25 protein-coding genes, 2 tRNA genes and 1 other annotated feature are annotated in these 25,310 nt (G+C 37.0%); of the genes, 10 read left to right on the top strand and 17 right to left on the bottom strand.

All coding sequences use genetic code 11. From position 1 onward, the window contains the following. Nucleotides 1-4: 4 nt before the first annotated feature. From pheS to IGL15_RS06575, 5 genes are all read right to left on the bottom strand, one after another. The gene (pheS, locus tag IGL15_RS06595) at nucleotides 5-1,048 is read right to left on the bottom strand and encodes a phenylalanine--tRNA ligase subunit alpha (protein WP_002337713.1); all 1,044 of its coding nucleotides are present in this window, start codon (nucleotides 1,046-1,048) and stop codon (nucleotides 5-7) included. A gap of 53 nt (nucleotides 1,049-1,101) precedes the next feature. Further along, nucleotides 1,102-1,313: a binding site (T-box leader), on the bottom strand. Nucleotides 1,314-1,356: 43 nt separating this feature from the next. Continuing rightward, nucleotides 1,357-1,698 carry a winged helix-turn-helix transcriptional regulator gene (locus tag IGL15_RS06590; RefSeq protein WP_002295781.1) on the bottom strand — a complete coding sequence of 114 codons (342 nt, stop codon included), beginning with the start codon at nucleotides 1,696-1,698 and terminating at the stop codon, nucleotides 1,357-1,359. 68 nt (nucleotides 1,699-1,766) lie between these two features. Further along, nucleotides 1,767-5,489 carry a helicase-exonuclease AddAB subunit AddA gene (addA, locus tag IGL15_RS06585; protein ID WP_104765536.1) on the bottom strand — a complete coding sequence of 1,241 codons (3,723 nt, stop codon included), beginning with the start codon at nucleotides 5,487-5,489 and terminating at the stop codon, nucleotides 1,767-1,769. Then, complete coding sequence (locus IGL15_RS06580; protein ID WP_104765537.1) at nucleotides 5,486-9,013, bottom strand: PD-(D/E)XK nuclease family protein; 3,528 nt, start codon at nucleotides 9,011-9,013, stop codon at nucleotides 5,486-5,488. Before IGL15_RS06580 ends, addA begins: the two co-directional genes overlap by 4 nt. Before the next feature lie 178 nt (nucleotides 9,014-9,191). Beyond that, nucleotides 9,192-10,658 carry a peptide MFS transporter gene (locus IGL15_RS06575; protein WP_002288052.1) on the bottom strand — a complete coding sequence of 489 codons (1,467 nt, stop codon included), beginning with the start codon at nucleotides 10,656-10,658 and terminating at the stop codon, nucleotides 9,192-9,194. 386 nt (nucleotides 10,659-11,044) lie between these two features. Here IGL15_RS06575 and IGL15_RS06570 point away from each other — a divergent pair, with 386 nt between their 5' ends. Beyond that, nucleotides 11,045-11,641 carry a nitroreductase family protein gene (locus tag IGL15_RS06570; protein ID WP_104765538.1) on the top strand — a complete coding sequence of 199 codons (597 nt, stop codon included), beginning with the start codon at nucleotides 11,045-11,047 and terminating at the stop codon, nucleotides 11,639-11,641. Between the two features lie 57 nt (nucleotides 11,642-11,698). Here IGL15_RS06570 and IGL15_RS06565 read toward each other — a convergent pair whose 3' ends face one another. Next, a complete protein-coding gene (locus IGL15_RS06565) occupies nucleotides 11,699-12,181 on the bottom strand; it encodes a hypothetical protein (protein WP_002288056.1) in 483 nt (160 codons plus the stop codon). Nucleotides 12,182-12,286: 105 nt separating this feature from the next. Then, nucleotides 12,287-12,484, bottom strand: a complete 198-nt coding sequence (locus IGL15_RS06560) for a hypothetical protein (RefSeq protein WP_002288059.1) — start codon at nucleotides 12,482-12,484, stop codon at nucleotides 12,287-12,289. Between the two features lie 293 nt (nucleotides 12,485-12,777). On the opposite strand from IGL15_RS06560, the gene IGL15_RS06555 reads away from it, so the two are divergent. The 3 genes from IGL15_RS06555 to IGL15_RS06545 all read left to right on the top strand — a co-directional run bounded on the left by IGL15_RS06555 (nucleotide 12,778) and on the right by IGL15_RS06545 (nucleotide 14,142). Next, the gene (locus tag IGL15_RS06555; protein ID WP_002297431.1) at nucleotides 12,778-13,536 is read left to right on the top strand and encodes a C39 family peptidase; all 759 of its coding nucleotides are present in this window, start codon (nucleotides 12,778-12,780) and stop codon (nucleotides 13,534-13,536) included. A 59-nt stretch (nucleotides 13,537-13,595) separates the two neighbouring features. After that, nucleotides 13,596-14,024, top strand: coding sequence for a hypothetical protein (locus tag IGL15_RS06550; protein ID WP_002295776.1), 429 nt, complete (start codon nucleotides 13,596-13,598; stop codon nucleotides 14,022-14,024). Nucleotides 14,025-14,069: 45 nt separating this feature from the next. Further along, nucleotides 14,070-14,142 (top strand) — tRNA-Gln (locus IGL15_RS06545). A gap of 149 nt (nucleotides 14,143-14,291) precedes the next feature. On the opposite strand, the gene IGL15_RS06540 is transcribed toward IGL15_RS06545, so the two are convergent. Then, nucleotides 14,292-14,663: a YxeA family protein gene (locus IGL15_RS06540; RefSeq protein ID WP_002288062.1), complete on the bottom strand. Its 372-nt coding sequence runs from the start codon at nucleotides 14,661-14,663 to the stop codon at nucleotides 14,292-14,294. 214 nt (nucleotides 14,664-14,877) lie between these two features. Between IGL15_RS06540 and IGL15_RS06535 the strand changes: the two genes are divergently transcribed. After that, on the top strand, nucleotides 14,878-15,063 hold the full coding sequence (locus tag IGL15_RS06535; protein ID WP_002288064.1) for a hypothetical protein: 186 nt from the start codon (nucleotides 14,878-14,880) through the stop codon (nucleotides 15,061-15,063). Between the two features lie 82 nt (nucleotides 15,064-15,145). On the opposite strand, the gene IGL15_RS06530 is transcribed toward IGL15_RS06535, so the two are convergent. Then, the gene (locus tag IGL15_RS06530) at nucleotides 15,146-15,334 is read right to left on the bottom strand and encodes a hypothetical protein (RefSeq protein ID WP_002288067.1); all 189 of its coding nucleotides are present in this window, start codon (nucleotides 15,332-15,334) and stop codon (nucleotides 15,146-15,148) included. A gap of 23 nt (nucleotides 15,335-15,357) precedes the next feature. Further along, the gene (locus IGL15_RS06525; RefSeq protein ID WP_002292935.1) at nucleotides 15,358-15,621 is read right to left on the bottom strand and encodes a hypothetical protein; all 264 of its coding nucleotides are present in this window, start codon (nucleotides 15,619-15,621) and stop codon (nucleotides 15,358-15,360) included. A 157-nt stretch (nucleotides 15,622-15,778) separates the two neighbouring features. Between IGL15_RS06525 and IGL15_RS06520 the strand changes: the two genes are divergently transcribed. Beyond that, entirely contained in the window at nucleotides 15,779-16,036 is a 258-nt protein-coding gene (locus IGL15_RS06520; RefSeq protein ID WP_002321369.1) for a glucose uptake protein, read from the top strand. 70 nt (nucleotides 16,037-16,106) lie between these two features. On the opposite strand, the gene IGL15_RS06515 is transcribed toward IGL15_RS06520, so the two are convergent. The 3 genes from IGL15_RS06515 to IGL15_RS06505 all read right to left on the bottom strand — a co-directional run bounded on the left by IGL15_RS06515 (nucleotide 16,107) and on the right by IGL15_RS06505 (nucleotide 17,216). Beyond that, nucleotides 16,107-16,298 carry a hypothetical protein gene (locus IGL15_RS06515; protein WP_002296424.1) on the bottom strand — a complete coding sequence of 64 codons (192 nt, stop codon included), beginning with the start codon at nucleotides 16,296-16,298 and terminating at the stop codon, nucleotides 16,107-16,109. Between the two features lie 140 nt (nucleotides 16,299-16,438). After that, nucleotides 16,439-16,759, bottom strand: coding sequence for a hypothetical protein (locus IGL15_RS06510; RefSeq protein WP_002295768.1), 321 nt, complete (start codon nucleotides 16,757-16,759; stop codon nucleotides 16,439-16,441). 22 nt (nucleotides 16,760-16,781) lie between these two features. Further along, complete coding sequence (locus tag IGL15_RS06505) at nucleotides 16,782-17,216, bottom strand: universal stress protein (RefSeq protein ID WP_002292929.1); 435 nt, start codon at nucleotides 17,214-17,216, stop codon at nucleotides 16,782-16,784. A gap of 334 nt (nucleotides 17,217-17,550) precedes the next feature. Here IGL15_RS06505 and IGL15_RS06500 point away from each other — a divergent pair, with 334 nt between their 5' ends. Further along, nucleotides 17,551-18,174 (top strand): LysM peptidoglycan-binding domain-containing protein, encoded by a 624-nt coding sequence (locus IGL15_RS06500; RefSeq protein WP_104765540.1) that lies wholly within the window; start codon nucleotides 17,551-17,553, stop codon nucleotides 18,172-18,174. 372 nt (nucleotides 18,175-18,546) lie between these two features. Here the strand turns inward: IGL15_RS06500 and IGL15_RS06495 are convergent. Continuing rightward, nucleotides 18,547-18,630, bottom strand: a tRNA-Leu gene (locus IGL15_RS06495). 527 nt (nucleotides 18,631-19,157) lie between these two features. On the opposite strand from IGL15_RS06495, the gene IGL15_RS06490 reads away from it, so the two are divergent. After that, nucleotides 19,158-19,658 carry a GNAT family N-acetyltransferase gene (locus IGL15_RS06490; RefSeq protein ID WP_002297227.1) on the top strand — a complete coding sequence of 167 codons (501 nt, stop codon included), beginning with the start codon at nucleotides 19,158-19,160 and terminating at the stop codon, nucleotides 19,656-19,658. Nucleotides 19,659-19,847: 189 nt separating this feature from the next. Here the strand turns inward: IGL15_RS06490 and IGL15_RS06485 are convergent, their stop codons facing one another. Further along, nucleotides 19,848-20,192: a metal-sulfur cluster assembly factor gene (locus tag IGL15_RS06485; protein ID WP_002289113.1), complete on the bottom strand. Its 345-nt coding sequence runs from the start codon at nucleotides 20,190-20,192 to the stop codon at nucleotides 19,848-19,850. 153 nt (nucleotides 20,193-20,345) lie between these two features. Further along, on the bottom strand, nucleotides 20,346-21,266 hold the full coding sequence (locus IGL15_RS06480) for a YitT family protein (RefSeq protein ID WP_002289114.1): 921 nt from the start codon (nucleotides 21,264-21,266) through the stop codon (nucleotides 20,346-20,348). Nucleotides 21,267-21,452: 186 nt separating this feature from the next. Here IGL15_RS06480 and IGL15_RS06475 point away from each other — a divergent pair, with 186 nt between their 5' ends. Continuing rightward, a complete protein-coding gene (locus IGL15_RS06475; RefSeq protein ID WP_002289115.1) occupies nucleotides 21,453-21,944 on the top strand; it encodes a YajQ family cyclic di-GMP-binding protein in 492 nt (163 codons plus the stop codon). A gap of 23 nt (nucleotides 21,945-21,967) precedes the next feature. Here the strand turns inward: IGL15_RS06475 and IGL15_RS06470 are convergent, their stop codons facing one another. Further along, nucleotides 21,968-24,343 carry an ATP-dependent DNA helicase gene (locus IGL15_RS06470; protein WP_104765185.1) on the bottom strand — a complete coding sequence of 792 codons (2,376 nt, stop codon included), beginning with the start codon at nucleotides 24,341-24,343 and terminating at the stop codon, nucleotides 21,968-21,970. Nucleotides 24,344-24,668: 325 nt separating this feature from the next. Between IGL15_RS06470 and IGL15_RS06465 the strand changes: the two genes are divergently transcribed. Further along, the gene (locus tag IGL15_RS06465) at nucleotides 24,669-25,295 is read left to right on the top strand and encodes an MBL fold metallo-hydrolase (protein ID WP_002289118.1); all 627 of its coding nucleotides are present in this window, start codon (nucleotides 24,669-24,671) and stop codon (nucleotides 25,293-25,295) included. The last annotated feature ends 15 nt before the right edge of the window (nucleotides 25,296-25,310 follow it).

Here is a 25,310-nt window from a genome sequence, read left to right as displayed (position 1 = left end):
TTTCTTACTCCCCCTTGAACTGACTTAAGAAACGTAAGTCATTTTGATAGAAATTACGGATATCATTCACTCCATACCGCAACATAGCTACGCGGTCTGGTCCAAGGCCGAAAGCAAAGCCTGAATATTCTTCTGGATCGATTCCTGACATCTTCAACACATTCGGGTGTACCATGCCAGCTCCTAAAATTTCGATCCATCCAGTGTATTTACATACGTTACAGCCGGCACCACCACATTTGAAACAGCTGACATCTACTTCTACTGATGGTTCCGTAAATGGGAAATAACTTGGACGCAAACGAATTTCACGATCTTCCCCAAACATTTTTTTCATTACGACTTCTAATGTTCCTTTAAGGTCGCCCATTGTGATGTTTTTATCAACAACTAGCCCTTCAATTTGATGGAACTGATGACTGTGGGTCGCATCATCTGTATCTCTGCGGAAGACTTTCCCTGGCGAGATCATTCGTAGAGCACCCTTAGAGAAATCATGTTTTTCCATTGTCCGTGCTTGGACTGGTGAAGTATGTGTCCGAATCAATATCTCGTCTGAAATATAGAAAGTATCTTGCATGTCCCTTGCTGGATGATCTTTTGGCAGATTCATCCGTTCAAAATTGTAATGATCAGATTCTACTTCATATCCTTCTACGATCTGATACCCCATACCCACAAAAATATCTTCAATTTCTTCCATGATTTGTGTCACGATATGACGTGTACCATGTTTTACTTTTCTACCAGGTAGTGTCACGTCTATTGTTTCTTTTGCCAAAGCTGCATTTAACGCTTCTTCTTCTAATACTTGTTTTTTTCGCTCGATCTCTTCTGTCAAAAAATCTCGGATCTCATTTGCGAAACTTCCGACTTTTGGTCGCTCTTCTGGACTTAGATCTTTCATCCCACGTAATACTTCTGTGATCGGTCCTTTTTTTCCTAACGTTTCAACACGTATTTGATTTAATTCATTTAAATCTTGTGCCGCTGTGATTTTGACGAGCGTTGCTTCTTTCAAGCTCTCTAATTGTGCTTGTAGAGACATGTGCTTGTTCCTCCTTTAAATTCCAAATACAAAACAAAAAGACCTCATTCCTGTTAAGGAACGAGGTCTTCGCGTTACCATCCTAATTTGCGGATAAATGACTTACACCGCACTCTTACTTCGTTAACGACAATTGCCGGTCTGATTTTATCAGACGAACTCGGAAAGTGAACTTCATTTTTCAAACACAGGATCTGCTTTCAGTCTGCGACAGATCTCCCTGAACTGGTTTAGCCAAACTACTCTTTTTCGTCATCGTTCTTTACTTATTCGTATGGACTATAGTTTACAAGATTTTTTTTACAAAATCAACCGCATTCTTCCTCTGTGACCCATTTTTCGCTCCAAACTTGTATTTGACGCATCGCTTTTTGCAAGTCTGCTCCTTTTTCAGTCAAGAGATATTCTGAACGGCTCTTTTCGCTACAGGCAAAGTTTCGAGTGACTATTCCTTCTTTTTCTAATTCCTTCAAGCGTTCGACTAATACTCGATCACTGACCATCGGGATTTTTGCCGCAAGCTCAACAAAGCGTTGCGGACCGTTTTCGAGTAGTACATCGATAATCAATCCGTTCCATTTTTTTCCTAAAATAGAGAATGTTTTTTCAAATTTAGGGCATAAAACGAATTCTGTCTGTGTTAGCTCCATCATACTCACCTCTTCCCAGAGTATAGCATAATCCTTACAAAACATAAGTCAAGTTTGCTCAATTATAATTATTTGTTAATGTTTATAATTTGTTTCACTCGAAGCAAAATTAGGAAAACATTTTCTACTGGCTTATTCAAAGCTTCTGACATTGCTTGTTGGTAAAGTCTTAGCTGTCCTTGATATTTTTGGACGATTGCATCTATTTCTGCTGGATCATCCGGATGTAAAATAAAATCTGTTTTAAAATCATAGATATTGAGATGATCTTTTTCTTCTAGGTATCCATCGACGATTCCGTGGATTAATAGTTCATCTTCTTGATTTGGATAGTCTTGAAATACTTCGTCAGCAGGAAGCAGCATGGAAAAAGGTTGTTCTCGTTTTACGTTTTCTTTGTTGGCAATCAGCTGTTGACCAAGTTCTGTTTGAAAGAACCATATAATAGAAGAAACATCTACTTTTTTCGCGACTTTTTCGTCTACTAACCGTTTCCTTACCAATTCCTGTAATTTTTGATGGATACTCTCTGTAGTTGGCATCTCTAATGGCAGTAATTGTAACAAAGCATGCGTAGCAGTTCCAACAGCAGCTGCTGACACTTGCCGATCTTTTTGCAAAAATTTTGGTTCTGCTAGTTGTTCTTGCGTATAACGAAATTGACGGGATGCTGCTTTGTTCTGACTGCTTTCCAGAGTCAAACGTGATTCTTGTGTATCATCTGGATCTTCGAATAATCGTTTGATTTCAGATACAGATTGATAACTTGTGGTTTGTGAAGAAGCTTGATAAGGATATTCATATGCCAGACGTTTTTGTAACGAATCTGCTAATAAAGTTTCATCTTCTTTCATCTGCTGATCTAAGTTAACCAGTTCTTTTTCAGCAAGCAACTGTCTTTGTTCAATGATCGATTGCTGATTCATCCATGAAATAGAAAACTGTGCATTTGAATGTTGAAGAAGAGAAGTCGAAATTTCTTCCTCTAAGTATTTCTGCATTTCAGGATGACGGATCAATCCGTAACCAATCCAATTCATCAAGCTGCTTCTGCCCTTCAAACGTAGCGCAGGATCAAAAACCAACTCCTCATGATCAGCTGCTTCAGACCACGTTTGGATCATTTGCTCTTTATTTTTATAGGAACCGACAATGAAAAGCTTTTGTTCTGCCCGAGTCAATCCTACATACAATTTACGCATTTCTTCCGACAACAATTTGTTTTGCTTTGCCAATTTGATGGCTTGAAACGGTAACGTATCATATAACACTCGTGTTTCAGGATCCATATAGCGAATTCCTGCTCCAAGTTTTTCTTCAAAAGCATACCGATTGCGCAAGTCTTGTAAGTTGAACTCCTTTGTCATATCTAACAAAAATACAACTGGGAATTCCAAGCCTTTACTTGCATGGATCGTCATAACGCGAACAGCATTATCTTCTATTGAAATGACTGGTTCTGCTAAGTCTTTATCTTTTTCTTGCATTTTTTCAATGAAACGCACAAACTGGTATAATCCTCTGAAAGAACTTTGCTCGTAAGCTTTGGCACGATCAACCAATGCATAAAGATTGGCTTGTCTCTGTGCCCCTGCTGGCAGACCCACCACATACTCTAGATATCCCGTCTCATAATAGATATCCCATAACAAGTCAGTGATCGAAGAACGGCGAGCAAGTTCTCGCCAATGCTCTAGTTGCTTGCCAAAATGTTCCAGCTTAGCTGCTAATTCATCTTCGTTTGATGCTTGATAAGCAAGCACAGCATCATAGTAAGTATGTGCACGGTCAGCTAATCGAATGCTGGCTAATTCTGGTTCAATCAGACCCACGATCGGTGAGCGCAATACAGCCGCAAGCGGAATATCTTGATAGGGATTATCGATTAATTGTAGCAGCGAGATCATCGTGCGAATTTCTGTCGCTTGAAAATAGTTTTGAGCATCATTCATCTCTAATGGAATATCCAATGTTTTGAAAATCTCTAAAATCGTTAAGTTGTTCTTCTTTGTAGGTGTCAAGAGAACAATGTCTTTGTACTCTATCGGACGACTTTTTTTTGATTTTTTATCATAAATCATAAAGGAGGAATCAATTAATTGACGAATTTTTAGTCCTGTCATAAAAAGTTCGCCTTCTGTTTTGTCTTCCAGTATATCATCCGTCGGAATCTCAATCTCTGATTCTTCCTGTTCTTTTTCATAGATCATGATTTCCGGCTCAAACTGTTCATTCTCTGGAAAGTCTGAAAATCCTTGGATCAGTTTGGCTGCTTCGTCATAATTGATTTGACCCACTGCTGGATCCATTAGTTGTTCAAAAATAAGATTCGTAAAAGAAAGGACTTCTTTTCTAGAGCGGAAGTTCTCAGCCAAAACGATTCGACGTCCGCCTTCTTTCTTTGAGAAATTCTCGTATTTCCCGATAAATAAACTAGGATCTGCTAAACGGAAAGAATAGATGGATTGTTTGACATCCCCAACCATGAACATATTTCCTTTTGTATCATCAGGTTCTCTTAGCCAGTATAAAATGGCTTCTTGTAATTGGTTCACGTCTTGATATTCATCTACCATTACTTCTTTGAATTTTTTTCGATAATGTTTTGAAGCTTCACTTGGCAGCCATGCATCTTTCGTTTTTTCTGTGAGAATCTGCAACGCTAAATGTTCCAGATCATTGAAATCCAGCACACCTTTTTCCCGTTTACGCATACTGAAACCGTCCATGAAGCTTTGCGTGACTTTTGTCATTTCTTCGACTAACGGTAGTGCTTTGTCCGTTAATTCTTCCATTTGGCTTGGGGAAACAGGAAAATAACTTTTACTTATCTGCTGAATCAGTTTTTTTGCTTTATCCCTCATGCCCTTGACTTCATTGGAAATTTCTTTCAATTCTGCTTTCCGGCTGCTCTTAAAAGTTGAAAAAGTTAGTTGTTCCAAACCAGCATAAGCTTCTTCTAACCGATCTTGCGAGAACGCTTCATAGATATTCTTGATCTGCTGTTGTTCTCCAGCTACTTGCTCATGCATTTTTTCTAATCCTTCACCTTGTGCTAACTGAGTCATCTGTTCATATAATTGTACACATTGGTATATATCTGCCAAAACTAAAGGACGGATTTGTTCTTGATATAATCGAGATTTCGCTAGCCCCTCAGGCAAACGATAATTATCGCTTAACTGTTCTAGCCATTTTTGGGGGTCAGGGTTGGCACGGGCAAACTCATAAAGAGAAAACACCAGATTCGTCAAGCCGTCATCTGAACGATCATTAGAAAAATTCATTGTTAATTGGAAAAATCGTTCATCATTTTCTGCATAAAGTGCTTCTCTCAGCTCGTCCCACACATCCTCCTTCATCAAGATCGTTTCTGTTTCATCTGTTAACATGCGAAAGACTGGATCAATATCAATTAAGTAATAATAACGTCGAATAACTGTCAGGCAAAAAGCATGTAAGGTTGAGATATTCGCTGTGGGCAATAAAACTAACTGCTTAGTAAAATGCTGTCTACGTACAGGGTCACTTTCGCTATTGACGGATTCTTGTAATGCCTCTTGAATTCTTTCTTTCATTTCTCTTGCGGCAGCTTCAGTAAATGTCACAATCAATAATTCATCGATATCAAAACCCATTTTTAGTTTTTCAATCACTCTTCGAACAAGCACTGTAGTTTTACCTGATCCGGCAGACGCAGAGACTAATAGATTATCTCCTTGATCAAAAATCGCTTGCCACTGATCATCTGTGAATCGTTCATTTTGCGGTTTTAAAGGAATTTGATTCACTCTTCTTCACTCCTTTTCAATATTCTACGCAGTGCTTCTTCCTTATCTATTTTCTCCAGACGGTGGTAATTATTTTCTTTCAGCATCACATCAAACGTACAGATGCTTCTGAATGGACAAAATTCGCAGGCAATCCGCTGTTTATCTTTATAAGCTGGATTTAGTTTGATTTCTCCGGAAGTAATCGCATCTCCAGCTAACCGCATATTTTCCCGATTATGCGCCATGAATAGTTGCAGTTCTTCTTCCGTGAAAAATTTGTCTTTACTGAAACTACCTTTTTGGTATTCATCTTTCGCATTTTTTTTCACTGGATAGATCAGTGATTGTTCTTTTGCTTCCAGTGAATGATCTAGTACTTCTAAAAGAGCGGGATCATCGACAAAAACGCCATCATAACTAAATTTTTTCAATGTATTCTTCTCTACATCATCTGTCTCCGTCAATACAGGATTATGAACATGTAAATAATATGATCCTGCTGGTTTAACAGCCGCCTTTCCAGTCAAACGTACCGCATCCATCAATGCTACGTCCAGATACGTCAATAATTGCATAGCCATGCCATAATAAGCTTCTGTGACATCGAATGAACGTCCGCTAGATTTGTAATCAACGACGCTTAGCCAAGTATCTTCTTGTTCAGAAGCTACATCGATTCGATCGATTTTCCCTCGAACATGGAGTTTTCCACCATTACTCAACGGTAATTCCAGACCTGTGATACCTTTTGCTCCAGCAATCTGACCAAATAGAATCTCTGTCTGAAGAGGATGCATGCCTGTATTTTTGCTCTGTTTTTGCAAAGCCCATGCCACTTTTTGAATCGTCTGTCCTAACTGGTAGCGGATATAGTTCATTCTTGCAGAACTATCCAATATCTCAAACCGAAGTTCTCCGAATACTTCCTGCAGCACTTTTTCAGTAAAGTCTCTACGCTGCGTATCGGACATATTCACTAAGGATAATTGGTTTGAAAACAGTAGCTTGAAGAAACGATCCAATGATTCATGATAAAAATCACCAGTTGCTGCTGGAGTTAGACCATAAACAGTTCGTTCTTTCAATTTCAAACCAAATTGCATGAAGTATTTGTATTCACAATTATAAAAATTCTCCATACGTGAAATTGAAGTATAAATTTCTTTTCCATAAAGCTCTTCCGCCATTTTTTCTGGCATCGAAACAGGAACATTTAAATGTTCCTGACTTTCAAAAATCTGTAAAGCAAAATTTCGCCATGACGAATTCAGTACTAATTCTTTGAGCTTTTGCCAGTGCTTTGGTACAGGTTTTTTTTCATCTAAAGCTAATCGATAAATCCTATTGACTGTATTGATTCCGCTTCTGTAAGTCCCTACATAACAATTAGGGTCGCTTTCGATCGTCAAATGCTCTTTTCTCTCGACGGGAACAGATAAATATTCTGTGATTCTACGCAAATAAGGAGACATCTTCAGCGAACCATCTGTGTCATAGCTTTGTGCATAACTAAGATATAATCGATCTGTTCCGGAAAGAAAAACAAGATAGGCTTGGAAAGGCTCAAAAGAGATACTTTCCTTTGATGGGTCGAATAAAAACTGTCCATCTGGCAAGGCCTGATTTAATACTTCTCGTTCTTCACTGGACAACAATCCTTTTGTCTCTTTGCGGTCTGGAAACACTTGATCATTCAACCCTAATGCAAAAGTGACGGCAGCTTGATTTGGTCGAACTAATTCCAAACGATTGATTCGCACTTGGTCGATTGCGGTAGGGATTTTACCATAACTTAGATTTTCTAGACCACTCGTAATGATTTCTTGGAACAGTGACCAGTCAAAAGCCGATTCACCATAAATTACTACATATTCATCCAACAGATCAATCAGCGCTCCCCATGTCTGCTCATGGTTTCTTGCCGCTTCTAAGTTTCCTCTGTCTACTTCCTGATTACGCCAAAACAATAATTGTTGCTGTACGCCACTTTGGATCAAAAATTGATAAAAAACATTTGCGGCCTCTTGTCCTGTTTTGCTTTTCTTTATTTTTTTCAAAAATACTGGTACAGCTTTCTGAAATAATCGTCTAATCGTATTTGACTGTTCTTCCAAATACTGTACGTCTTCAATCTGTTCTGCTTCAAAATCATACGCCACAAACTGCCAGTCTTTTTCACGAGTCCAATAAGTTCCTTGATAATTGTAAGCAAGTGCTACATTTTCAGTGATGTCCAGTTTTTTCCTGAATTCATCTCGCTCTTGTTTCCATTCATCAAGTTCGGTTTCTGCTTCCGTCGACAGAAATAATTCAGTTTTGAAAAAACGCATAATATCACTTAGCCGATAAGAATAGCGGTCAAGAGCGAACAGACTGTTGATCCATTCGATCAGCGGATGATTTTCCATCATTTGTTCTTCATCGATATAAAAAGGAATTGCCATTTCTTGAAAGATCGGCCGAAGGATATTTCCATATAAAGACATATTTTTTGTCAGCACTTGGATATCACGATAACGGTAGTTTTCTTCACTGACTAGTCGTCTGATTTCAACAGCTAATTGTCGGACTTCTTCAGTTGGATTTTCAGCTTCCCACAAATGGAGATGCTCTTGTCCCCCTAATTTGTGTACTGCCGCTTTCTTTTGGCTAGATGTCTCTTCCCACATTGTTTGCAGCAGTTGAAGCTCTGTCGGACGAGTCTGCTCTGGTGCAAATCGGTCCACTAATATAGGGACTTTCCGTTCTCTTGCACTTTGAAAAAGACGGAAATAAAGCTTTCCAGTCTCATGAAAGAGCGTAAGTACTTCTGGAAGATCCGCTGTATAAGGACGATCCAGCAATAAATCGACAACCAATTGCCCCTTTTCCATCATTGACTGCAGTAATTGATACTCTTGACCATTGATTCGAGAAAAACCACTGACAATAAATTTGACGTTGTTGAAATCTTGTGTCTGCATATAATTTGCTAGTATAGATAGTGCATCTTCATTTGTTAGTGCACGTTGAGTCAATTCGCTGTCATAAGCTGAAAAAATCAGCTTCAAGTCTTTCATTTTAAGTTGCTGGTCTTCTGCATTAGGTGAATCACCAAATAAAAGCATCAGGTCTTCTGGTTGAATATTTCCTGTACGCAATTCACTGTAGAGTTCTTGTAATTGACGAATAAACCCTCTTTTATTGATTTCTCCGCGAAAGATTGTTAATTCTTCCTCATTTTTTTCTAAAATCTGTCGCAAGATCATTGCAGATCCTGATTCTGATAATTCATTTCCTGTAAGAAGAGTTGTCTGTTGCAGCAAATACCAAGCCAGACGATAAAAACTAAATACTTGAACGTTTGTTGTGCTGAAAGCTTTTTTTCCGCTTCTTCTTCGCATCTCCGCTAAAATTTCTTGTTCCTGTTCGAATTTGCTATAGTTGGGAACAAGGAAAAATACTTGGTTACTTGCATCCTGGTCGAGCCAAGCGGATGCTTCGTCGATCAAGACTTGACGGTGATCTTTTTTCCCGTTTCCAAGAATAAATTGTAAAGACATGCTTTTCCTCCTTCAACACATGATACGGTGCTCCTTTATTATATCAAAAAATACTGAACATTTGTTCTATATTCTTCAAATTATATTCTTTTAAGGTTCTGATATTTCTACTTTTTTAAGTATACGCAAAAAACAGGAACTGCTGCAAATAAGCAATTCCTGTCTTTATGTTCATTGATTAATGAATAGAGCCCATTAGTTTTTTGATTGGTTCTTTCACAGTAAATAGCAAGATACCACCGACGATTGCTACTGCACCGATAATACCGAAGTAGGCAGATTCTGTTCCCGGTGTGTAGAAGCGTGCAATTTGTGCATTGATTGCTTGTGAAGAAGCATCAGCTAAGAACCAAATAGCGATTGTTTGTGATTCAAATGCTCGTGGTGCTAATTTTGTTGTCACAGACAAACCAACTGGTGAAAGACACAATTCAGCAATAACCACGATGAAGAAACTTCCCAACAACCACAATGGACTTACTTTTCCACTTGTACCATAAAGCATACCCGGCAACATCAATAGCAAGTACGATAATCCTGCAAATAAAAGTCCAAGAGAGAATTTCACTACTGTAGATGGTTGACGTTCACCAAGTTTCGTCCACATCGTTACGAATACTGGTGTCAAAATAAAGATGAAAATTGGATTCAATGATTGATACCAGCTTGCTTGGATCGTTACACCAAATAGCGTAGATTGTGTACGTTCACTAGCAAATAAAGCTAAGATAGATGAACCTTGTTCTTGTAATGACCAGAAAATGATTGCTGCAAGGAATAATGGGATATAAGCCCATACTCTTGGTTTTTCTTCAGCAGTTACATCTTTTGAAGTCAGCATTTTGATAAAGTAATACAACGGTAAGATAATCCCCAATACACTGATTGTATTGACAAAAAAGTCAATTGTCAGATGACCAGTTAGTTGTGCCCCGCCGAATACTGCAGCGATAACAACAAGTGCGATGATCAAGTTACGGATGAATCCTTTACGTTCTTCAGTTGTCAAAGGATTCGGCGGTGTTGTACCCACTCCGTCTAATGTCTTGCGTCCTTGGATGATGTATTGTAATAATCCAAAGAACATCCCAATAGCAGCTAAAGAGAACCCTAAATGATAGTTATATTCTTGACCGATTGTACCAACGATTAGTGGTGCTAATAATGCCCCTAAGTTGACACCCATGTAAAAAATCGAAAATCCTGCATCTCTTCGCAAGTCAGTCTTTGAATAAAGATGTCCGACCATGCCAGAAACATTTGGTTTCAAAAAGGCGGTTCCGATAATAATCAATGCCATCGAAACAAACAATGTACTTACACCAAATGGTAAAGCCAAGACGATGTGGCCAAGCATAATGAAAACTCCACCGAAGAATACAGTGCGTTTTGCTCCTAACACTCGGTCAGATACCCATCCGCCGACGATACTAGACATGTAGATCAAAGATCCGTAGATCGACATGATAGCTAATGCTGTTGCTCGTGGTAATCCAAGTCCCCCGTTGGCAACTGTATCGTACATATAATAGATAAGTAATGCACGCATACCGTAATAACTAAATCGTTCCCACATCTCAGTGAAGAACAAAGTTGACAATCCCTTCGGCTGCCCGAAGAAGCCCTTGTCTTGCTGTTTTTCCATAATCTATACCCCAATTCTTTAAATTTTCAGAAAATATTATACATCTTTACCGAAAAATTTAACTAAAAAACTTATTTAAGAAATATAAACTAATTTTCTATAAAAACAAGTAATTTTTAATGGCAATATCATAAAAAAAAGAAGATAGAGATTTAATAATTATATATCAGCTGTTTTTTTCAAATAAGCAAAAATTCCTAAAACACAACAATGAAAGCGATAACCAAGAAAATCCTTACATAACGATTTTTCTTATTAAAATTGTTTTTTGAACTTCGCTTATTTTTTGTGAGCATATCTGTTTACTTACTTTTTGTAAGGTGCTATACTTCATTTCGTAATCAATTAAAAAAATGCAAAACGCAAATCAAAGGAGAAATTTTATTATGACAACTTTTACTGACACTTTGAAAAACCGCCGTTCAATCTATCATCTAGGACGTAATGTTTCACTTTCTAATGAAGAATTAACAACTTTGATCAAAGAAGCAATTAAAGAAAGCCCAACTGCTTTCAATGCTCAATCAACACGCGCAGTTATCCTTTTCGGAGATGCACATGAAAAACTTTGGGAAATCACTGAAGAAGCACTTCGCCCATTGACTCCAGCAGAAGCTTTCCCAAATACACAAAACAAATTAGCTGGTTTCAAAAATGGTTATGGTACAGTATTATTCTTCAAAGATACTGACGTGGTAAAAGGTCTACAAGAACAATTTGAATTATATGCAGACAACTTCCCAGATTGGTCAGAACAATCAAACGGAATCGCAACAGCTAATACTTGGGTAGCATCAGTTGATAAAGGATTGGGCGCAAACTTGCAACATTACAATCCAGTTATTGACGAAGCAGTTGCAAAAGAATGGAATATCCCTTCAAACTGGAAACTACGTTCGCAATTAGTATTCGGTTCACCAGAAACACCGGCTGGGGAAAAAGAATACATGAACGATGCCGATCGCTTCCGCGTATTTGGATAATCTTATTTAAAATAAAAAACAGAGGTTGTGACAAACATCTTGTCGCAACCTCTGTTTTTATTCTGGATCAATCATAATATCAATCTCTGCTTCATCGTTTAAGCGTTGGGACAAAAATGGAACTAATTCTTCTAATGATGCAGAAAATTTCAGCATCGGTCCTCGCCATCCGTTTCGGAAAAAATTCATTTTTACGATTTTAGAACCTTTTGGCTGATATAATACAATTTTATTGATCTCAGAAAAAGGAACACCTTTTTTGTCAAAGCTATTCAAAACAAGTCCTTCTTCTGTGATTCCTCTACTGTCCAACAAAAAACTAATAAAAATCATTGCTGACAAGATCCCTTTTGCCAATTCATCTGCTGTAGGATGACTGATGAGTGTATACCAAATGACTAGTGACACTAAGAAGGGTATCACCAAGTAGACCCATCGATTTCGCACAGTCCGATAAATAATTTCTTTTCGAACCAGCCAAAGAAATAAAAACATCACAACAACGAATAAAAACAATAGAACCGTAAAGAATGTTACCATGACAACTCGCCTCGCTTTTTCTTCTCCAGAAAATAGGAAAAGAATACTGATTTACCTTCTCAAAGAAATTGGACTTGCAGCACGCCGCACGTCCAATTGTTTTCTTTATTCAAATGTATCATATTTTGCAACAACCATGCTTGCTTTTTCATCTAATAATTCTTGGTCCTCTGCAGCACATTGGGCAACTTTGACCACGGCGCAGTTTGTCATTTTTGATACAACTTCACCAATGACCGTTTTTGTAAAACCAATTGGTTTGCATGCATATTGTTCTCCTAAATTAATCATTTCTTCCGTCATCAAAATCCTCCTAAACTGCTGGAACTTTTCTCCACATTACCACTGCTATTTCTTTGGAGATTTAACTCATTGATTTTTATTTACAGTTAAAAATCAACCTTACAGGCATTATAGCGTACTGTTTTCGTTTTCACAATTAAAACAGCTGTTGTATTTAGAAGAATTTTTTCAAAAAATTAAAACATATTCCTTAAAAACTAATTATTTCCTACATATTAAAATATAATACTTCCATTTCCAATAAAAATACATTTATAATAGGAAAGATAAACAGCTGAAAAGGGAGATTTCAAATGAAGAAAAAAACGTTCAAAAAACTATTGTTTCTAGGGGGCACAGCTGCTCTTTTATTAAGCGGTACAAGTTATTACCTACATATCCATTCTCCAGAACATACAATGAACACTGCACAAAAAAGTTCAACACAAAAAACGAAAAAGACAAAAGAGAAAGCAGAAGTTTTACTAGATGTTCCATTAGAGAGCCAGTTTGATTCTCCTTCTTTAGAAAATGGCTGTGAAGTCACTTCGCTTTCTATGCTTTTATCTTTTTATGGTTATGAAACAACTAAAAACCAGTTAGCTGAGCAATTGGATTACGTCCCTGTTTTCAATGCAGATGGGACTCATGGCGATCCTAATGAAGGATTTGTTGGTGATATCAGTGGCGGAGACTGGGCTATGGGCGTCTATGTTCCCCCAGTTGCCTCCCTTGCTCAGCAAATCGTCCAAACGGATTATCACACTTTTCCAAAAACCGATGCTCAACTCGATGATATCAAAAAAGCACTATCTAAAGGAAATCCTGTCTGGACTTCTGTGACTATCAATTTTGAAGTCCCAGATGAAACTGATTTTATGACTTGGACCACAAATAATGGAGAAGTAAGAGTCACTCCTCTTGTTCATGCTTGTGTAGTCACTGGATATGACAAAGAAAATATTTATGTCAACGATCCCTATGGTGTAAAAAATCGAGCAGTACCGATCAACGATTTTTCGGCGATTTTCACTGCAATGGGTGGACAGATGCTAACTTTGGAGAAAAGCTAGTAATTCAAACAAAAATCCCTTATACTCAAGATACCAAACCTTTGAAGGGAGCGTAGATAATGGAAAAATTCACACATAAAAAAATGGATCCAAATGAAATTCCGATTATTTTTGTCCGTGACTGCAAGGGAAATGTTCAAGGTAAAGTCTCTATTAATGAGTGGAACGAGCGTCGCAGACCTGCTACCCTCAATGAACTGGAAATCAAATTGTATCGTCAATCTCTTGTTTATTACGCAGATCAAGAGTACGAGAAAGCCACCGATTTATTGAAATTTCTGATTGCTCGAACAGAGTATACTCGCTTTGAATATATTGAACGTTTAGCAAACATTTATCATATTATGAATGAACCTGTCAAAGAATATCAGTTATTGGACACCGTCTTGTCAGTAGCAGAACTGATTGCCCTTCCTGCTGGATTAGAAAAGAAACTAGTACGTCGCCTTTTACGAGTAAAGCAACAACTATCCGATCAAGAAAAATAACTTGCGTTTTTTTAGGAAAGTGCTATGATTATTTTGTTGAATAAATGGGATGTAGCCAAACTGGTAAGGCACTTGACTCTGAATCAAGCAATTGTAGGTTCGAACCCTGCCATCCCAATTTGATGTGCTTGCTGAAAAAATGAACCCCCTGTAAAAGAACAATCTTTTTGCAGGGGGATTATTGTATTATTTTTACTACTTGTATTTAGTTTACATAATTCAATTATGAATAATAAAATCGGGCGTATTCTTAATACAAAAACTGATTTACCCAATAATTGCTAATGCTTTCTCCGGAACTTTTTCTCTAGGAACTTCCTCATACGTTTCTATGTGTGCTCCTTTATTGCTAATTTTCAAATAATGATTTTCTTTTAACACAGAAAGACCATTAAATTCAACCGTTCGTTCTTTCCCATTGGCATCAGCAGCTTTCTGCACATACCTTGCTGTACCATATTCATTTACTTCCTCTGGTTTTTGTGTCTTTACATAGACCTCTCCTTTTTCAACTAATGGATTTAGCTGATCAAGTATACCAGGGATTTCTCCATAACTTCCTTCAGTATAATATTTCAGTCCAAATAACAAAATACCACTAATCGCCGCCAGTCCAATCAAATATTTAATCACTTTCATCTTTCTACCTCCTTGTTATATATTCAGTATATGGGTCAGTTAAAGAAATTCCATCCGTCCCAAGTTGGAGATTTTTCTCCTACTTTAGAAGCGAGAATCGAGTGTTTTTTTAGTAAAAATGATCGTTATTTGATATTATTGACGTGTGGATAAATCAGTTTTTCTCGTTTTGTCCATGTAAAAAATCATGTTGATAGCAAAGGATGTGTTCAAAATGAATCAAGAAGAATTATTTCAAAAAGTCAAGGAAATGATTAAGAACGGCAATTTCGATGGCGCAAAACGATTTATCGAAGAACATAAAGAACAATTAGGACCTTATAAAGAGAAAGCCCAAAATCTTTTAAAAGATGTAAATATCGACAGTGTCAAAAACAAATTTAAAAATCTATTCAAATAAGTAAAACTTTCACTTTTGTAAAATCAAAGGAGGACAATGCTGCTGCATCGTCCTCCTTTGGTTCTTTTCTGAATACTTCATACTAAAATAAACGTGTCGGATCGTAATGATAAGTCACATTGCCGTTCAGTGAGGCTTTTCCCACCACATATTTACGATTCTCCAACTTCAGCCACGCTTCTCGAAAAGCCATTAATTCTTCTCTTTTTACATCAATCTTTTCGATTTTTCCATCGATCAAATCTTGAATAAGTTGTTCATATGGATTCATTTTTTTCCTCCATCTGCTGTCAATCAATAAGTTGTAAAAATAGGTTCATATGCTTTTTTGGTATCTAGATCTTCTCTGACTTTGACTGTCGTATAAATAATTTTTTCTACTGGGATACTATAATAACTTCCTTCACCATTATTGAATCGGTGAACGTCTTTCTTTGCTAAAATACCATTTATTTTATTCGTCAGTACACGTTGTTCGACACTGTTACTTACAACATAGTAAATCACCCGAATATTATTGATTAAATGCAAATCGATTTCTAACACTACATGATCCATGAAAATCCCACTCCTTCTTTCACTTTGATTATAGCAAGTTTCTCCTCTAATTTCAAAATCGATACAGATTTTACCGGATAAATCCACAAAACTGCTTGCGCCATTTCGCACAAAGTGTTATTTTGTATCATGGACTTTATTTATTGGAGGCAATAGTATGATCGCGATCGGTCAATTTGTTTTTTATATTCCTTTTTTTATTATGATAAGCATTCTTTTCTATTACATAAAATGGACAAAAAAGAAGTTTTCAGTTTTACTGGCCTCTTTACCTGCTGTATATTTTACTTATCAAATTTTTTCTTTTAGGCATTGGGAAACAACGTCTGTATTAATAACACACATCATCGAATTGACGCTTTCAGTAATTTTTCTTATTATTTGGATCTATTTTTTATATAAGAATCAGAATTGAATCCCTCGCATGTTTAAAAAGAAAACGATTAAAGATGCAGCAAATTTCTGCCGATCTTTAATCGTTTTTTCTATTCTGTTATACCAAAAAAATGTTTGAATCGGTGAAGGATCGTTCCTTGTTTTAATTCTATAAATTCTTGTGCGATCGGGTACTTTTCTTCCAAATTTTCTTTGTTCTTTTCGATCAGGCTTTTCGCTTCTTCATATTTTTTATCTGCACATAGTGCTTTTACTTCCTGTAATACTTTTCCTGCTTCCATTTGCCTCACCCTCTTGCCATTTTATTGCTTTAAGTTTTATTTAAGTTATACGCATTATTCTAGTTTCATCCCAAATAACCTTTTTTCATTTTTACTCCTCGAACTAATCAGTTTTCTAAAGGCTGATTGGTTCGTCTTTTTTATTTTTCCTCCATTTCATTCTGCTCTTCTGTTAATTTATCTAATGCTTTGATTGATGCTGCGGCTCTTGCATAATCATAGCTGTATAATTCCATAAATTTATCAGGCAGAACAAACCACGCTGGATGATAACCGTTAGCTGTGACAGGGAATCCTTTATCTTGTTGGTTATCTCCATCCCATCTCAGAGCAACACCTTTTTTTCCTTTCCACTTTACTAAAGCGATCGAGTATCCCTTCTTTGTTTGTGTGCCGTCTTCAATAATTGCTAAAATTTCTATTTTTTCTTTTGGCGCACGGACTTCTTGAGGACGAACCATTTTCTATTCCTCCCTTATCTCATTACTTCACGACCAACACACTGCAAGGGGCATGTGATACGACATAAGAAGCGGTCGATCCAACTAATGCTTGTTGTATAGCACCTTTTCCTGTCGCTCCCATAACGATCAAATCAATATTTTCTTGTCCAGGGATGACATTGGCAATCAAATTTCTTGGATCTCCAGTTTCAACTATTGCGTGGATCTCAGCAATGCCGAACTCTTTGGCATCATTGATTTTTTTCAGCATGGCTACTTCTGTTCTTTGTTTTTCATCTGCATAGATTTTTGAAAAGGCATAGGCACTATGGGTCAGCTCAACTTTGTTGATGATTGACACGATAAATAAGTGGGCTTCATTGTCCTTTGCTAAGTCAAGGGCTTCAGCGAACGCTTTGATCGATTGTCTTGATCCGTCAACTGCTACCATGATGTTCTGGTATCTTTTACTCATTGGAACCGCCTCCTTTTTCTTTTATTGTAACATCTCAAGCAAAAATACAAAAAATATACGCAATATGTAAATAAAATGATGAACAAAAGCAATTTCTTTCAAGTTATTTATACATTTCTTTTCTCATCAGAACACCTGTTCTAATCCCATTATTTCTGCATTATGTGAAATTCCTCATCATTTTTCACATCGAGCGAACATCATTCTGTTACAAAAAACGTGGATTTGTCATAAATTGTCATGCTTCTTTTACCTATGAAATATTTTCACGTGTTAAAGTATTCCTCGTTGAACACAACAAATAAAACTTTTTAACGAATAAAGGAGATTTTTCATGACATCACTTAAAACTTTACTTTTTGGAACAACTTTGGCTGCCGGCGCTGCATTCTTCATGGGAACGACTACTCATGCGGACGAAGCTTATACCGTTCAATCAGGTGATACTCTATCAACGATTTCTCAAAAATACGTTGGTGATAACTCCTTGATCAATGCCATTGCAGAATCAAATTCAATTTCTGATATTAACCTGATCTACTCAGGACAACAATTAACAATCCCAACAGAAGGCTCTGCACAAGCAGCTGCTGAACCTCAAGCAGCCGTTCAAGAAGCACCAGTCCAAGCTGAACAACCTGTTGTACAAGAAACGGTTCAAACGGAAACACAAGCAGCGCCTGTTGCTGAAACACAACCTGCTCCTGCTGTAACAGAAACTGCTGCTACTCCAGCAAGCACAAGCTCTGCAAAAGAATGGATCGCACAAAAAGAATCAAGCGGTTCTTACACAGCAACGAACGGACGTTACATCGGCCGTTACCAATTAGATTCTTCTTACTTAAATGGTGACTACTCTGCTGCAAACCAAGAAAGAGTAGCAGAACAATATGTTACTTCACGTTATGGTTCTTGGGAAGCGGCGAAAGCATTCTGGGAAGCAAACGGTTGGTACTAAGATTCATTATTTGAACGTTTAAACACATTCAAAATATAGTAAGAGGTCATGCGATTTATTCTTTCGCATGACCTCTTTTTGAGTTTAAGTTTAGTCTTTATTCCTTAACTATCGTTTGCCAGTATTTCTTGTATCAGAATCTATAAATCTACTATTTGAATCAATCTATTAGGTTTTAAACTGTCCCACCTTCACACAAATTTTTTTTGATTTATTTGAATCTGGTTCCGTTGTTTAAAATTTTTCCTATATTCTTTTAGATAATATGTTATTTTCTTTCTCATCGCTCCAGGTGTACCTTCTCTTTATAAAAAAAGATATCAACAGAGAAACTCCGTCGATATCTTTTTTCCTTCTCAAAAAAACAAATTATGCGGCTAAGAAGACTCGAACTTCCACGAGGTCACCCTCACTAGCGCCTGAAGCTAGCGCGTCTGCCAATTCCGCCATAGCCGCATCACATCTTTTAGTTTAGGATTACATGTGTTTTTTGTCAAGAACATATTTTTGTTCTTTTTCATTTCTGTACGCCCTCCCTTATGCCATCTACACAAATAATTCATCCGAGCAACTCCATCATCTATTGAGGGTTGGTGAAAAAATCTGTTTTATCCATATGATCGATTTCAATGTTAAACGAACGACTCTGGGATTAGTAACTATTTTATTTTTTTCTTCATTTCTTTTTTCCTCTTTTTCTCGATTCAGCTATCTTCTTTCATTTGGATATTGATTATTTCTTCTGTTGATTACTATCCTTTTGGAATTCTAGACGCTGAAGTAATTCACGTTTTCTTTCTTCTAGAGATCATAAGTAACGAATGAACGAACTTCAAATAATTTTTTTATTGTAATTCATATTTGTATTGTTCGATGATTCTTAATACGATATGACACAATAAATAAAAATAGGCATGGCTATTTACAACAATAGTGCTATAGTAGAAAACAAATGAATAAGGTTACTTAAAGAGGTGAATACGATGAAACTGATCAAACTATGGGAAGCAGATTTAAAGAAAGCTTATCAGCTACAAACTAGCTTTGGACCAAATGAGAGTGGATTTATCAACAATGCTTATGGCTATACATTTGCTGAATTTTTAGATTATGTAAAAAAATGCGAAAAAACGTCTTTAGGAATCGATCTTCCTGAGAGTTACGTTCCCGCAACCGTCTTTATTTTAGAAAGTGATGAACATGAGTATGTAGGAATTTTTAATTTGCGCCATAAACTGAACGAAACATTAAGAAACGGCGCTGGCCATATTGGTTACGGCATCTCCCCTAATTATCGTAAAAAAGGATATGCCACACAAGGATTAGCATTAGTACTACAAGAGGCAAAAAAAATCGGCATTGATGAGGCACTTTTGTCTGTAAATAAAAAAAATCTTGGCAGTCTTAAAGCACAACAAAAAAATGGGGCTGCGATTTATCGCGAAGATGAGAAAGAATACTATACGAAAATCAAACTGATGTAAAAAAGAAGGATTCCAAAAGGAAAGGGATTTGAATGTCCTTTATCAATAGAACACATTTATTTAATTAACTTATAATATAGCAGACAAAATTTTATAAACAAAGAAACCTTTTATCTCTTTTCTTCTAGAAAGGATAAAAGGCTTTTTTGTTTTTCCTATTTGCTTCTCATAGCTAGTCAGCCAAGATTTCTATCGTATCCCCAACGCAATCCGTGCATAACGGCTCATCTTATCTGTCGTCCATGCTGGATACCAGACTAGTTTGACTTCTGCTTTCGTTACTTCTGGCACTTCTTTTAATGCGTCATGGATAGATTCTGTTAAAATATCTGCTAATGGACAGCCCATAGTTGTTAGAGTCATCTTAATGACTGTTTCTCCATTTTCAGGATTGAATTCTATATCATAAATCAAGCCTAAATTGACGATGTCGATTCCTAATTCAGGATCAATCACCATTTCCAAGGCAGCAAGAATACGTTCTTTGATTAGTTCTATTTCTTGTCCAGACCGTTCTTGGTTTGCTTCGCTCATCGTACGACACTCCTTAACACGATTTTTATTTATCATACTCTTTTTTTAGCTGCTTGTAAATGAGAATTTAGAAGTAAGATTCTCGTTTAAATTTATAAAAATGTTCTTATTAGATGTAATAGATTAAATTTATTCTAAAATAAACCTGATTCCTCATTTTTTTTGTGAACGATTTTTTATTTCTGGCAATACGCCAGTTGTTCGATACATTTTTTGTTCGTTTTCATTTGCAAACCGGCCAAATACTGAATGAGTTGGTAAAATATTGATAAATGCATCGTCGTCGATTTCATGAACGATCTGATCAAGATCATACATTTCGTAGCGGGTGATGACCATCATGATCATGTTCCCTTGTTTTTTTGAATAGCCACCGACAGACGGCAGTAATGTCATTCCACGTACCATCCGTTTTGCTAGTTCTTCTGTTACCTCTTCTGGCTTGACGGTAACGATCATTGCTGTTACTTTTTGATGACTCGTGTGGATGGCATCAATTACTTGAGTCATTGCATAAATGGAAATAATCGTATACAAGGCACTTTCCCAGTTAAAGAAGAAGCCTGCGATGACTACAATGATACCATTTAGAATCAGCATGTAGTTTCCGACTGTTTTTCCAGTTGTTTGTGAAAGTACAAGAGAGATGATATCCATCCCACCAGTTGTAAAGCCCATTTTTAAAGATAATCCTACGCCAAGACCTAATAAAACACCGCCTACTAGGGCATTCATCAAAATATTATCAGTGATCTGTCCGACTGGAAGCAGCATCGTCATCACCGATACACATACAACATTCACAAAACTAAGGATCGTTGCTCGTTTTCCTACTTTGAGAAACCCTAATACAAACACAGGGATATTCAAAAGAAAAATAAATGTTCCTGTGTCTATCTTGATATGAAACCATTCATATAAAAGCGAGGAAATGATTTGAGCGATCCCATTCATCCCTGCAGAAAAGACATTGGCTGGAATCAAAAAATAATTTAAAGCGACCGCAGCGGTCAATCCGGTTATCAAAATAACCACTATTTTCTTTAATCTTTCATTTTTATGATACGCAGTCATAATTTTACTCACAAGCACCTCTCCCCTACTTTGGTATTCCAAATGTAAGAATAACAGTTTATCTATTAAAATAAAATACTTCGAACTCAAATGAGAAGAATTTTAGCAAACAGGTAAGAATCTGCCCTAATCCTATGATAAGATAAATGTATGGTAAATATTTATATGTATATCAGGAGGGTTCCTATGGCAAAAGATGCTAGCTTCGACATTGTATCAGAAGTCAATACAGAAGAAGTAAAAAATGCGATTCAGCAAACAACAAAAGAATTGTCCAATCGCTTTGACTTCAAGGATTCTACAGTAGAAATCAAATTAGAGAACAGCAATCTAGTTGTATTGAGCGATGATGATTTCAAAATCGAACAGATCAAAGATGTATTATTTGGTAAGCTGATCAAAAGAAATGTGCCAATCAAAAATATCCATTTTTCCGAATCAGAACACGCTCTAGGTGGCAAAGCTCGACAAACTGCCGATTTGGTCAACGGAATCGATCGTGAAAACGCGAAGAAAATCACTACAGCTATCAAAAATGAAAAACTGAAAGTAAAAGCACAAATCCAAGAAGATCAGATTAGAGTGACAGGTAAGAACCGTGATGATCTACAAGCTGTGATTGCTTTATTACGTAAACTTGACTTACCAATCGAGTTGCAATTCACTAACTATCGTTAATCAAAAAACGAGGCTGACGTCTGTCATTCCTCGTTTTTTTGATTTACTGCTTCTTTTGATAACCAAAAACGCTGTATTCCTTCTTCCAATTCCCCAACACTTCGTACTTCTCTTGCTGTTTGCCAATGTTGTGGGAATAAACGTCGATAAGAAAAACTAGAAAATCGTTGATCTGCCAATACAACGATTCCTTGATCCGCCATGCCACGAATCACTCGACCACCAGCTTGCAAGACTTTGTTCATTCCAGGAAGCTGATAAGCGTAAGCAAATCCAAGGTGTTCCTTCTCATCATAATATGATTTGATCAGTTCCTGCTCATGATTCATCTGCGGCAAACCTACACCTACGATCATACTGCCGATCAATCGGTCCCCTCTCAAATCGATTCCTTCTGAAAAAATCCCGCCAAGTACGCAAAATCCAATCAATGTTTCAGCGGGATTTGTTTGAAATTTTTCTAAAAATCGTTCGCGTTCTTCCTCATTCATGTCCGTTTCTTGGATTAGCACATTGCTGTCGGGATATTGCTGTCTGAATGCTTCCGCCGCAAGATCTAAATATTGATAAGAAGGAAAGAAAACGAAATAATTCCCGACCTTTCCATCAGCAAAAGCATGAATCGTCTCTACTAATTTTGCCAGACTGTGTTCCCTTTTTCGATAAGTCGTCTCTAGGTAATTTGCGATGAAAACTTGCTGGTTTCCTTCTGGGAAAGGACTCGGCAGTTTGTAAGCCAGACTTTTTTGTCCCCCCAGTGTTTCCTGATAATAAGAGAGTGGTGAAAAACTAGCAGAAAAAAGAATACTGCTTTTTCCTTTATCCAACGACTGCTCAAGAAACAAGCTTGGATCAATACAAAACTCTTTTACTATCAGATCGCGATACGTTTTTTCGACTGTTGTTTCGTAGTGATCATCATAAAATTCACTGACCTTCAAAAAATGAAGCAAATCAAAATAATAAGGAAGCAATTGTTCTTGTGATGGGTGCTCAGGAAATTCTGCCAGCCATTCTTTAATTTTTTCGCTTAATTGATAACCTGCCTTTACTAAAGATTCAGCCGGTGCTTTTTGATGATGATAATCCCAATGATCTTCTTTTGCTATTTCTCGGATCGAATCAAATTCTTTTAATAGTTTGTTGAAACGGCGACGAAGTTTTTTGAATTCCTTTGGTATAGCTTCCTTACTTCGTTTCGTTTTTTCATAAGATAGTTCTGCCGAATACATCTCTCGGGAACGATTCACCAAATTATGTGCTTCGTCAATCAAAAACAGATAGTCCTCGTTTTTTTCATCTTCAAAAAAACGTCTTAAATAAACAGTTGGATCAAATAAATAATTGTAATCCCCAATGATTACGTCACACCAGATACTGACATCTAATGATAGTTCGAAAGGACAAAGTGTATGCTTTCTTGCATAAGTTTCGATGACTTCTCGAGTGATCTGATTCTCATGATTCAAAAGATCCCATAAACCTTCATTAATCCGATTGTAATAACCATTGGCATATGGGCACTGATCTGGATTACAGGTCGTCTCATCTAAAAAGCAGATCTTGTCTTTCGCCGTCAAAGTGACACTTTTTACTTCAGCTCCTGTATCTTTTAATGCTGTCATAGCATCTTCAGCTACTTGTCTAGTTATTGTTTTAGCCGTTAGATAAAAGATCTTTTCTCCCTCTTTTTCCCCTACAGCTTTCAAAGCGGGGAATAACGTAGAGATTGTTTTTCCTGTTCCGGTCGGTGCTTCTACAAACAATTTCTGTTTCGTACGGATCGTTTTATAAGCAGCTACCGCTAGTTCACGCTGACCTTTCCTATACTCATCATGGGGGAATTTCAAAGCCATCAAAGAGGCATTGCGTACAGTGCGCCAGTTTTCTTGAAAAACAAGCCATTCTTTATAATCTTCAGTCAGCTTTTTAAAAAAAGTTTCTAACTGCTCTCTTGTCTGATGTTCAACCTTTCTCGTGATCACTTCTTCTGCCGTCTGGAAGTAAGTCAATTGCAGATTTATTTCTTGTAAATCATGTTCTTGACTATAGATATAGGCATACACCCTTGCTTGATGAAAGAAAAGTTCCACTTGTTCTGGTTCTAAATCTTCAAATCGTGGTTCGGAGGTTTTGATTTCATCTATATAATAAATACCGTCTCTTTTGAAAATACCGTCTGCACGGCCTTCAACGATCAGGTGATATTCATCTAATTGAACTGTTGTTTTTAAAAAGACTTCTTTTTCATAGTTTTCTCCCGCATCTTTTTGGAGCTTGCGGTGGATTCTCGCTCCTTCTAATGCAGTATGGTTACTTTTTTTACGATTGTCGATACTTCCACGTCGCAAAATAAATTCTACTAAGTGCCGCACAGATATTTTTGACTGTTTGATCATTTCCACCACCTCTTTCTCTCTAAGATTACCTGAAAAAACCTAGTTTAGCAAAAAGAGCTCTCTTTCCAAACATAAAAAAACACCCTGCTGATTAGGCAGGGATATAGGATATAGAATTTGGATTTTTGGATGAATCTAATGTAACAAGGACATATTAAAATGCTATGAAAACTTACTTTCCTTCTCTTTAGAATATCCAAATACTTTTCATATAGTCTGATAATTCAGATAAGTAAAGAGAAATAAGTACCTGTTTTTGTTTCCTAGCAATGAATGCGTTATACTAATGGATGAAAGAAGTTTTGGCTATCAAGGAGGAATGCACATGCATATCGAAAGATTAAAAACAGGAATGATTGAAGAAAACTGTTATTTGGTCTACAACGAAGAAGCACTTTTGATCATTGACCCTGGAGAAGATGCGGAACGAATCAAACAAGAAATCAAAAAAACAAACCAACAGCCGGTAGCGATTTTGCTTACCCATACCCACTACGATCATATTGGTGCAGTGGAACCTTTACGTGCGTATTATCAAATCCCAGTTTATGTCAGCCCACTAGAGCAAAAATGGCTAGGTGATCCGATTTTGAATCTTTCTGGACTCGGTAGACATGATGATATTGCTGATGTTATTGTCTCGCCTGCAGAATATGAATTTGAAATGAAAACTTATACTTTAGGAAACATGTCTTTTCGCGTCGTCCCTACCCCAGGGCACTCTATAGGAAGCGTCAGCTTTATTTTTGATGATTTTGTCGTTTCTGGCGACGCCCTGTTTAGAGGAAGTATCGGTAGAACCGATCTGTATACAGGGAATTTAGAACAATTACTTCATAGTATTCGGACCCAGCTGTTTGTTTTACCTGATGAATTTGCAGTCTATCCAGGACATGGCGATGCAACGACGATTGAACAGGAAAAAAGGACAAATCCTTTTTTCAATCGTTAAAACGACTTAGGAGGA

Source organism: Enterococcus sp. DIV0436a, from assembly GCF_051711605.1.
Taxonomy (GTDB): Bacteria; Bacillota; Bacilli; order Lactobacillales; family Enterococcaceae; genus Enterococcus_B; species Enterococcus_B faecium.
Note: the sequence above shows the minus strand (reverse complement) of the source record. Positions and strands in the feature narration are given on the sequence as shown.

Excerpts from the sequence above, each read along its gene's own strand:
- IGL15_RS06475 (WP_002289115.1), top strand. The coding sequence starts at position 21,453 with ATGGCAAAAGATGCTAGCTTCGACATTGTATCAGAAGTCAATACAGAA.
- IGL15_RS06575 (WP_002288052.1), bottom strand. The coding sequence starts at position 10,658 with ATGGAAAAACAGCAAGACAAGGGCTTCTTCGGGCAGCCGAAGGGATTG.
- IGL15_RS06590 (WP_002295781.1), bottom strand. The coding sequence starts at position 1,698 with ATGGAGCTAACACAGACAGAATTCGTTTTATGCCCTAAATTTGAAAAA.
- IGL15_RS06565 (WP_002288056.1), bottom strand. The coding sequence starts at position 12,181 with ATGGTAACATTCTTTACGGTTCTATTGTTTTTATTCGTTGTTGTGATG.
- IGL15_RS06520 (WP_002321369.1), top strand. The coding sequence starts at position 15,779 with ATGATCGCGATCGGTCAATTTGTTTTTTATATTCCTTTTTTTATTATG.
- IGL15_RS06510 (WP_002295768.1), bottom strand. The coding sequence starts at position 16,759 with ATGGTTCGTCCTCAAGAAGTCCGTGCGCCAAAAGAAAAAATAGAAATT.
- IGL15_RS06580 (WP_104765537.1), bottom strand. The coding sequence starts at position 9,013 with ATGTCTTTACAATTTATTCTTGGAAACGGGAAAAAAGATCACCGTCAA.
- IGL15_RS06500 (WP_104765540.1), top strand. The coding sequence starts at position 17,551 with ATGACATCACTTAAAACTTTACTTTTTGGAACAACTTTGGCTGCCGGC.
- IGL15_RS06505 (WP_002292929.1), bottom strand. The coding sequence starts at position 17,216 with ATGAGTAAAAGATACCAGAACATCATGGTAGCAGTTGACGGATCAAGA.
- IGL15_RS06555 (WP_002297431.1), top strand. The coding sequence starts at position 12,778 with ATGAAGAAAAAAACGTTCAAAAAACTATTGTTTCTAGGGGGCACAGCT.
- IGL15_RS06465 (WP_002289118.1), top strand. The coding sequence starts at position 24,669 with ATGCATATCGAAAGATTAAAAACAGGAATGATTGAAGAAAACTGTTAT.
- IGL15_RS06530 (WP_002288067.1), bottom strand. The coding sequence starts at position 15,334 with ATGAATCCATATGAACAACTTATTCAAGATTTGATCGATGGAAAAATC.
- IGL15_RS06515 (WP_002296424.1), bottom strand. The coding sequence starts at position 16,298 with ATGGAAGCAGGAAAAGTATTACAGGAAGTAAAAGCACTATGTGCAGAT.
- IGL15_RS06485 (WP_002289113.1), bottom strand. The coding sequence starts at position 20,192 with ATGAGCGAAGCAAACCAAGAACGGTCTGGACAAGAAATAGAACTAATC.
- IGL15_RS06570 (WP_104765538.1), top strand. The coding sequence starts at position 11,045 with ATGACAACTTTTACTGACACTTTGAAAAACCGCCGTTCAATCTATCAT.
- IGL15_RS06480 (WP_002289114.1), bottom strand. The coding sequence starts at position 21,266 with ATGACTGCGTATCATAAAAATGAAAGATTAAAGAAAATAGTGGTTATT.
- IGL15_RS06550 (WP_002295776.1), top strand. The coding sequence starts at position 13,596 with ATGGAAAAATTCACACATAAAAAAATGGATCCAAATGAAATTCCGATT.
- IGL15_RS06490 (WP_002297227.1), top strand. The coding sequence starts at position 19,158 with ATGAAACTGATCAAACTATGGGAAGCAGATTTAAAGAAAGCTTATCAG.
- IGL15_RS06525 (WP_002292935.1), bottom strand. The coding sequence starts at position 15,621 with ATGGATCATGTAGTGTTAGAAATCGATTTGCATTTAATCAATAATATT.
- IGL15_RS06535 (WP_002288064.1), top strand. The coding sequence starts at position 14,878 with ATGAATCAAGAAGAATTATTTCAAAAAGTCAAGGAAATGATTAAGAAC.
- IGL15_RS06470 (WP_104765185.1), bottom strand. The coding sequence starts at position 24,343 with ATGATCAAACAGTCAAAAATATCTGTGCGGCACTTAGTAGAATTTATT.
- IGL15_RS06540 (WP_002288062.1), bottom strand. The coding sequence starts at position 14,663 with ATGAAAGTGATTAAATATTTGATTGGACTGGCGGCGATTAGTGGTATT.
- IGL15_RS06560 (WP_002288059.1), bottom strand. The coding sequence starts at position 12,484 with ATGACGGAAGAAATGATTAATTTAGGAGAACAATATGCATGCAAACCA.
- pheS (WP_002337713.1), bottom strand. The coding sequence starts at position 1,048 with ATGTCTCTACAAGCACAATTAGAGAGCTTGAAAGAAGCAACGCTCGTC.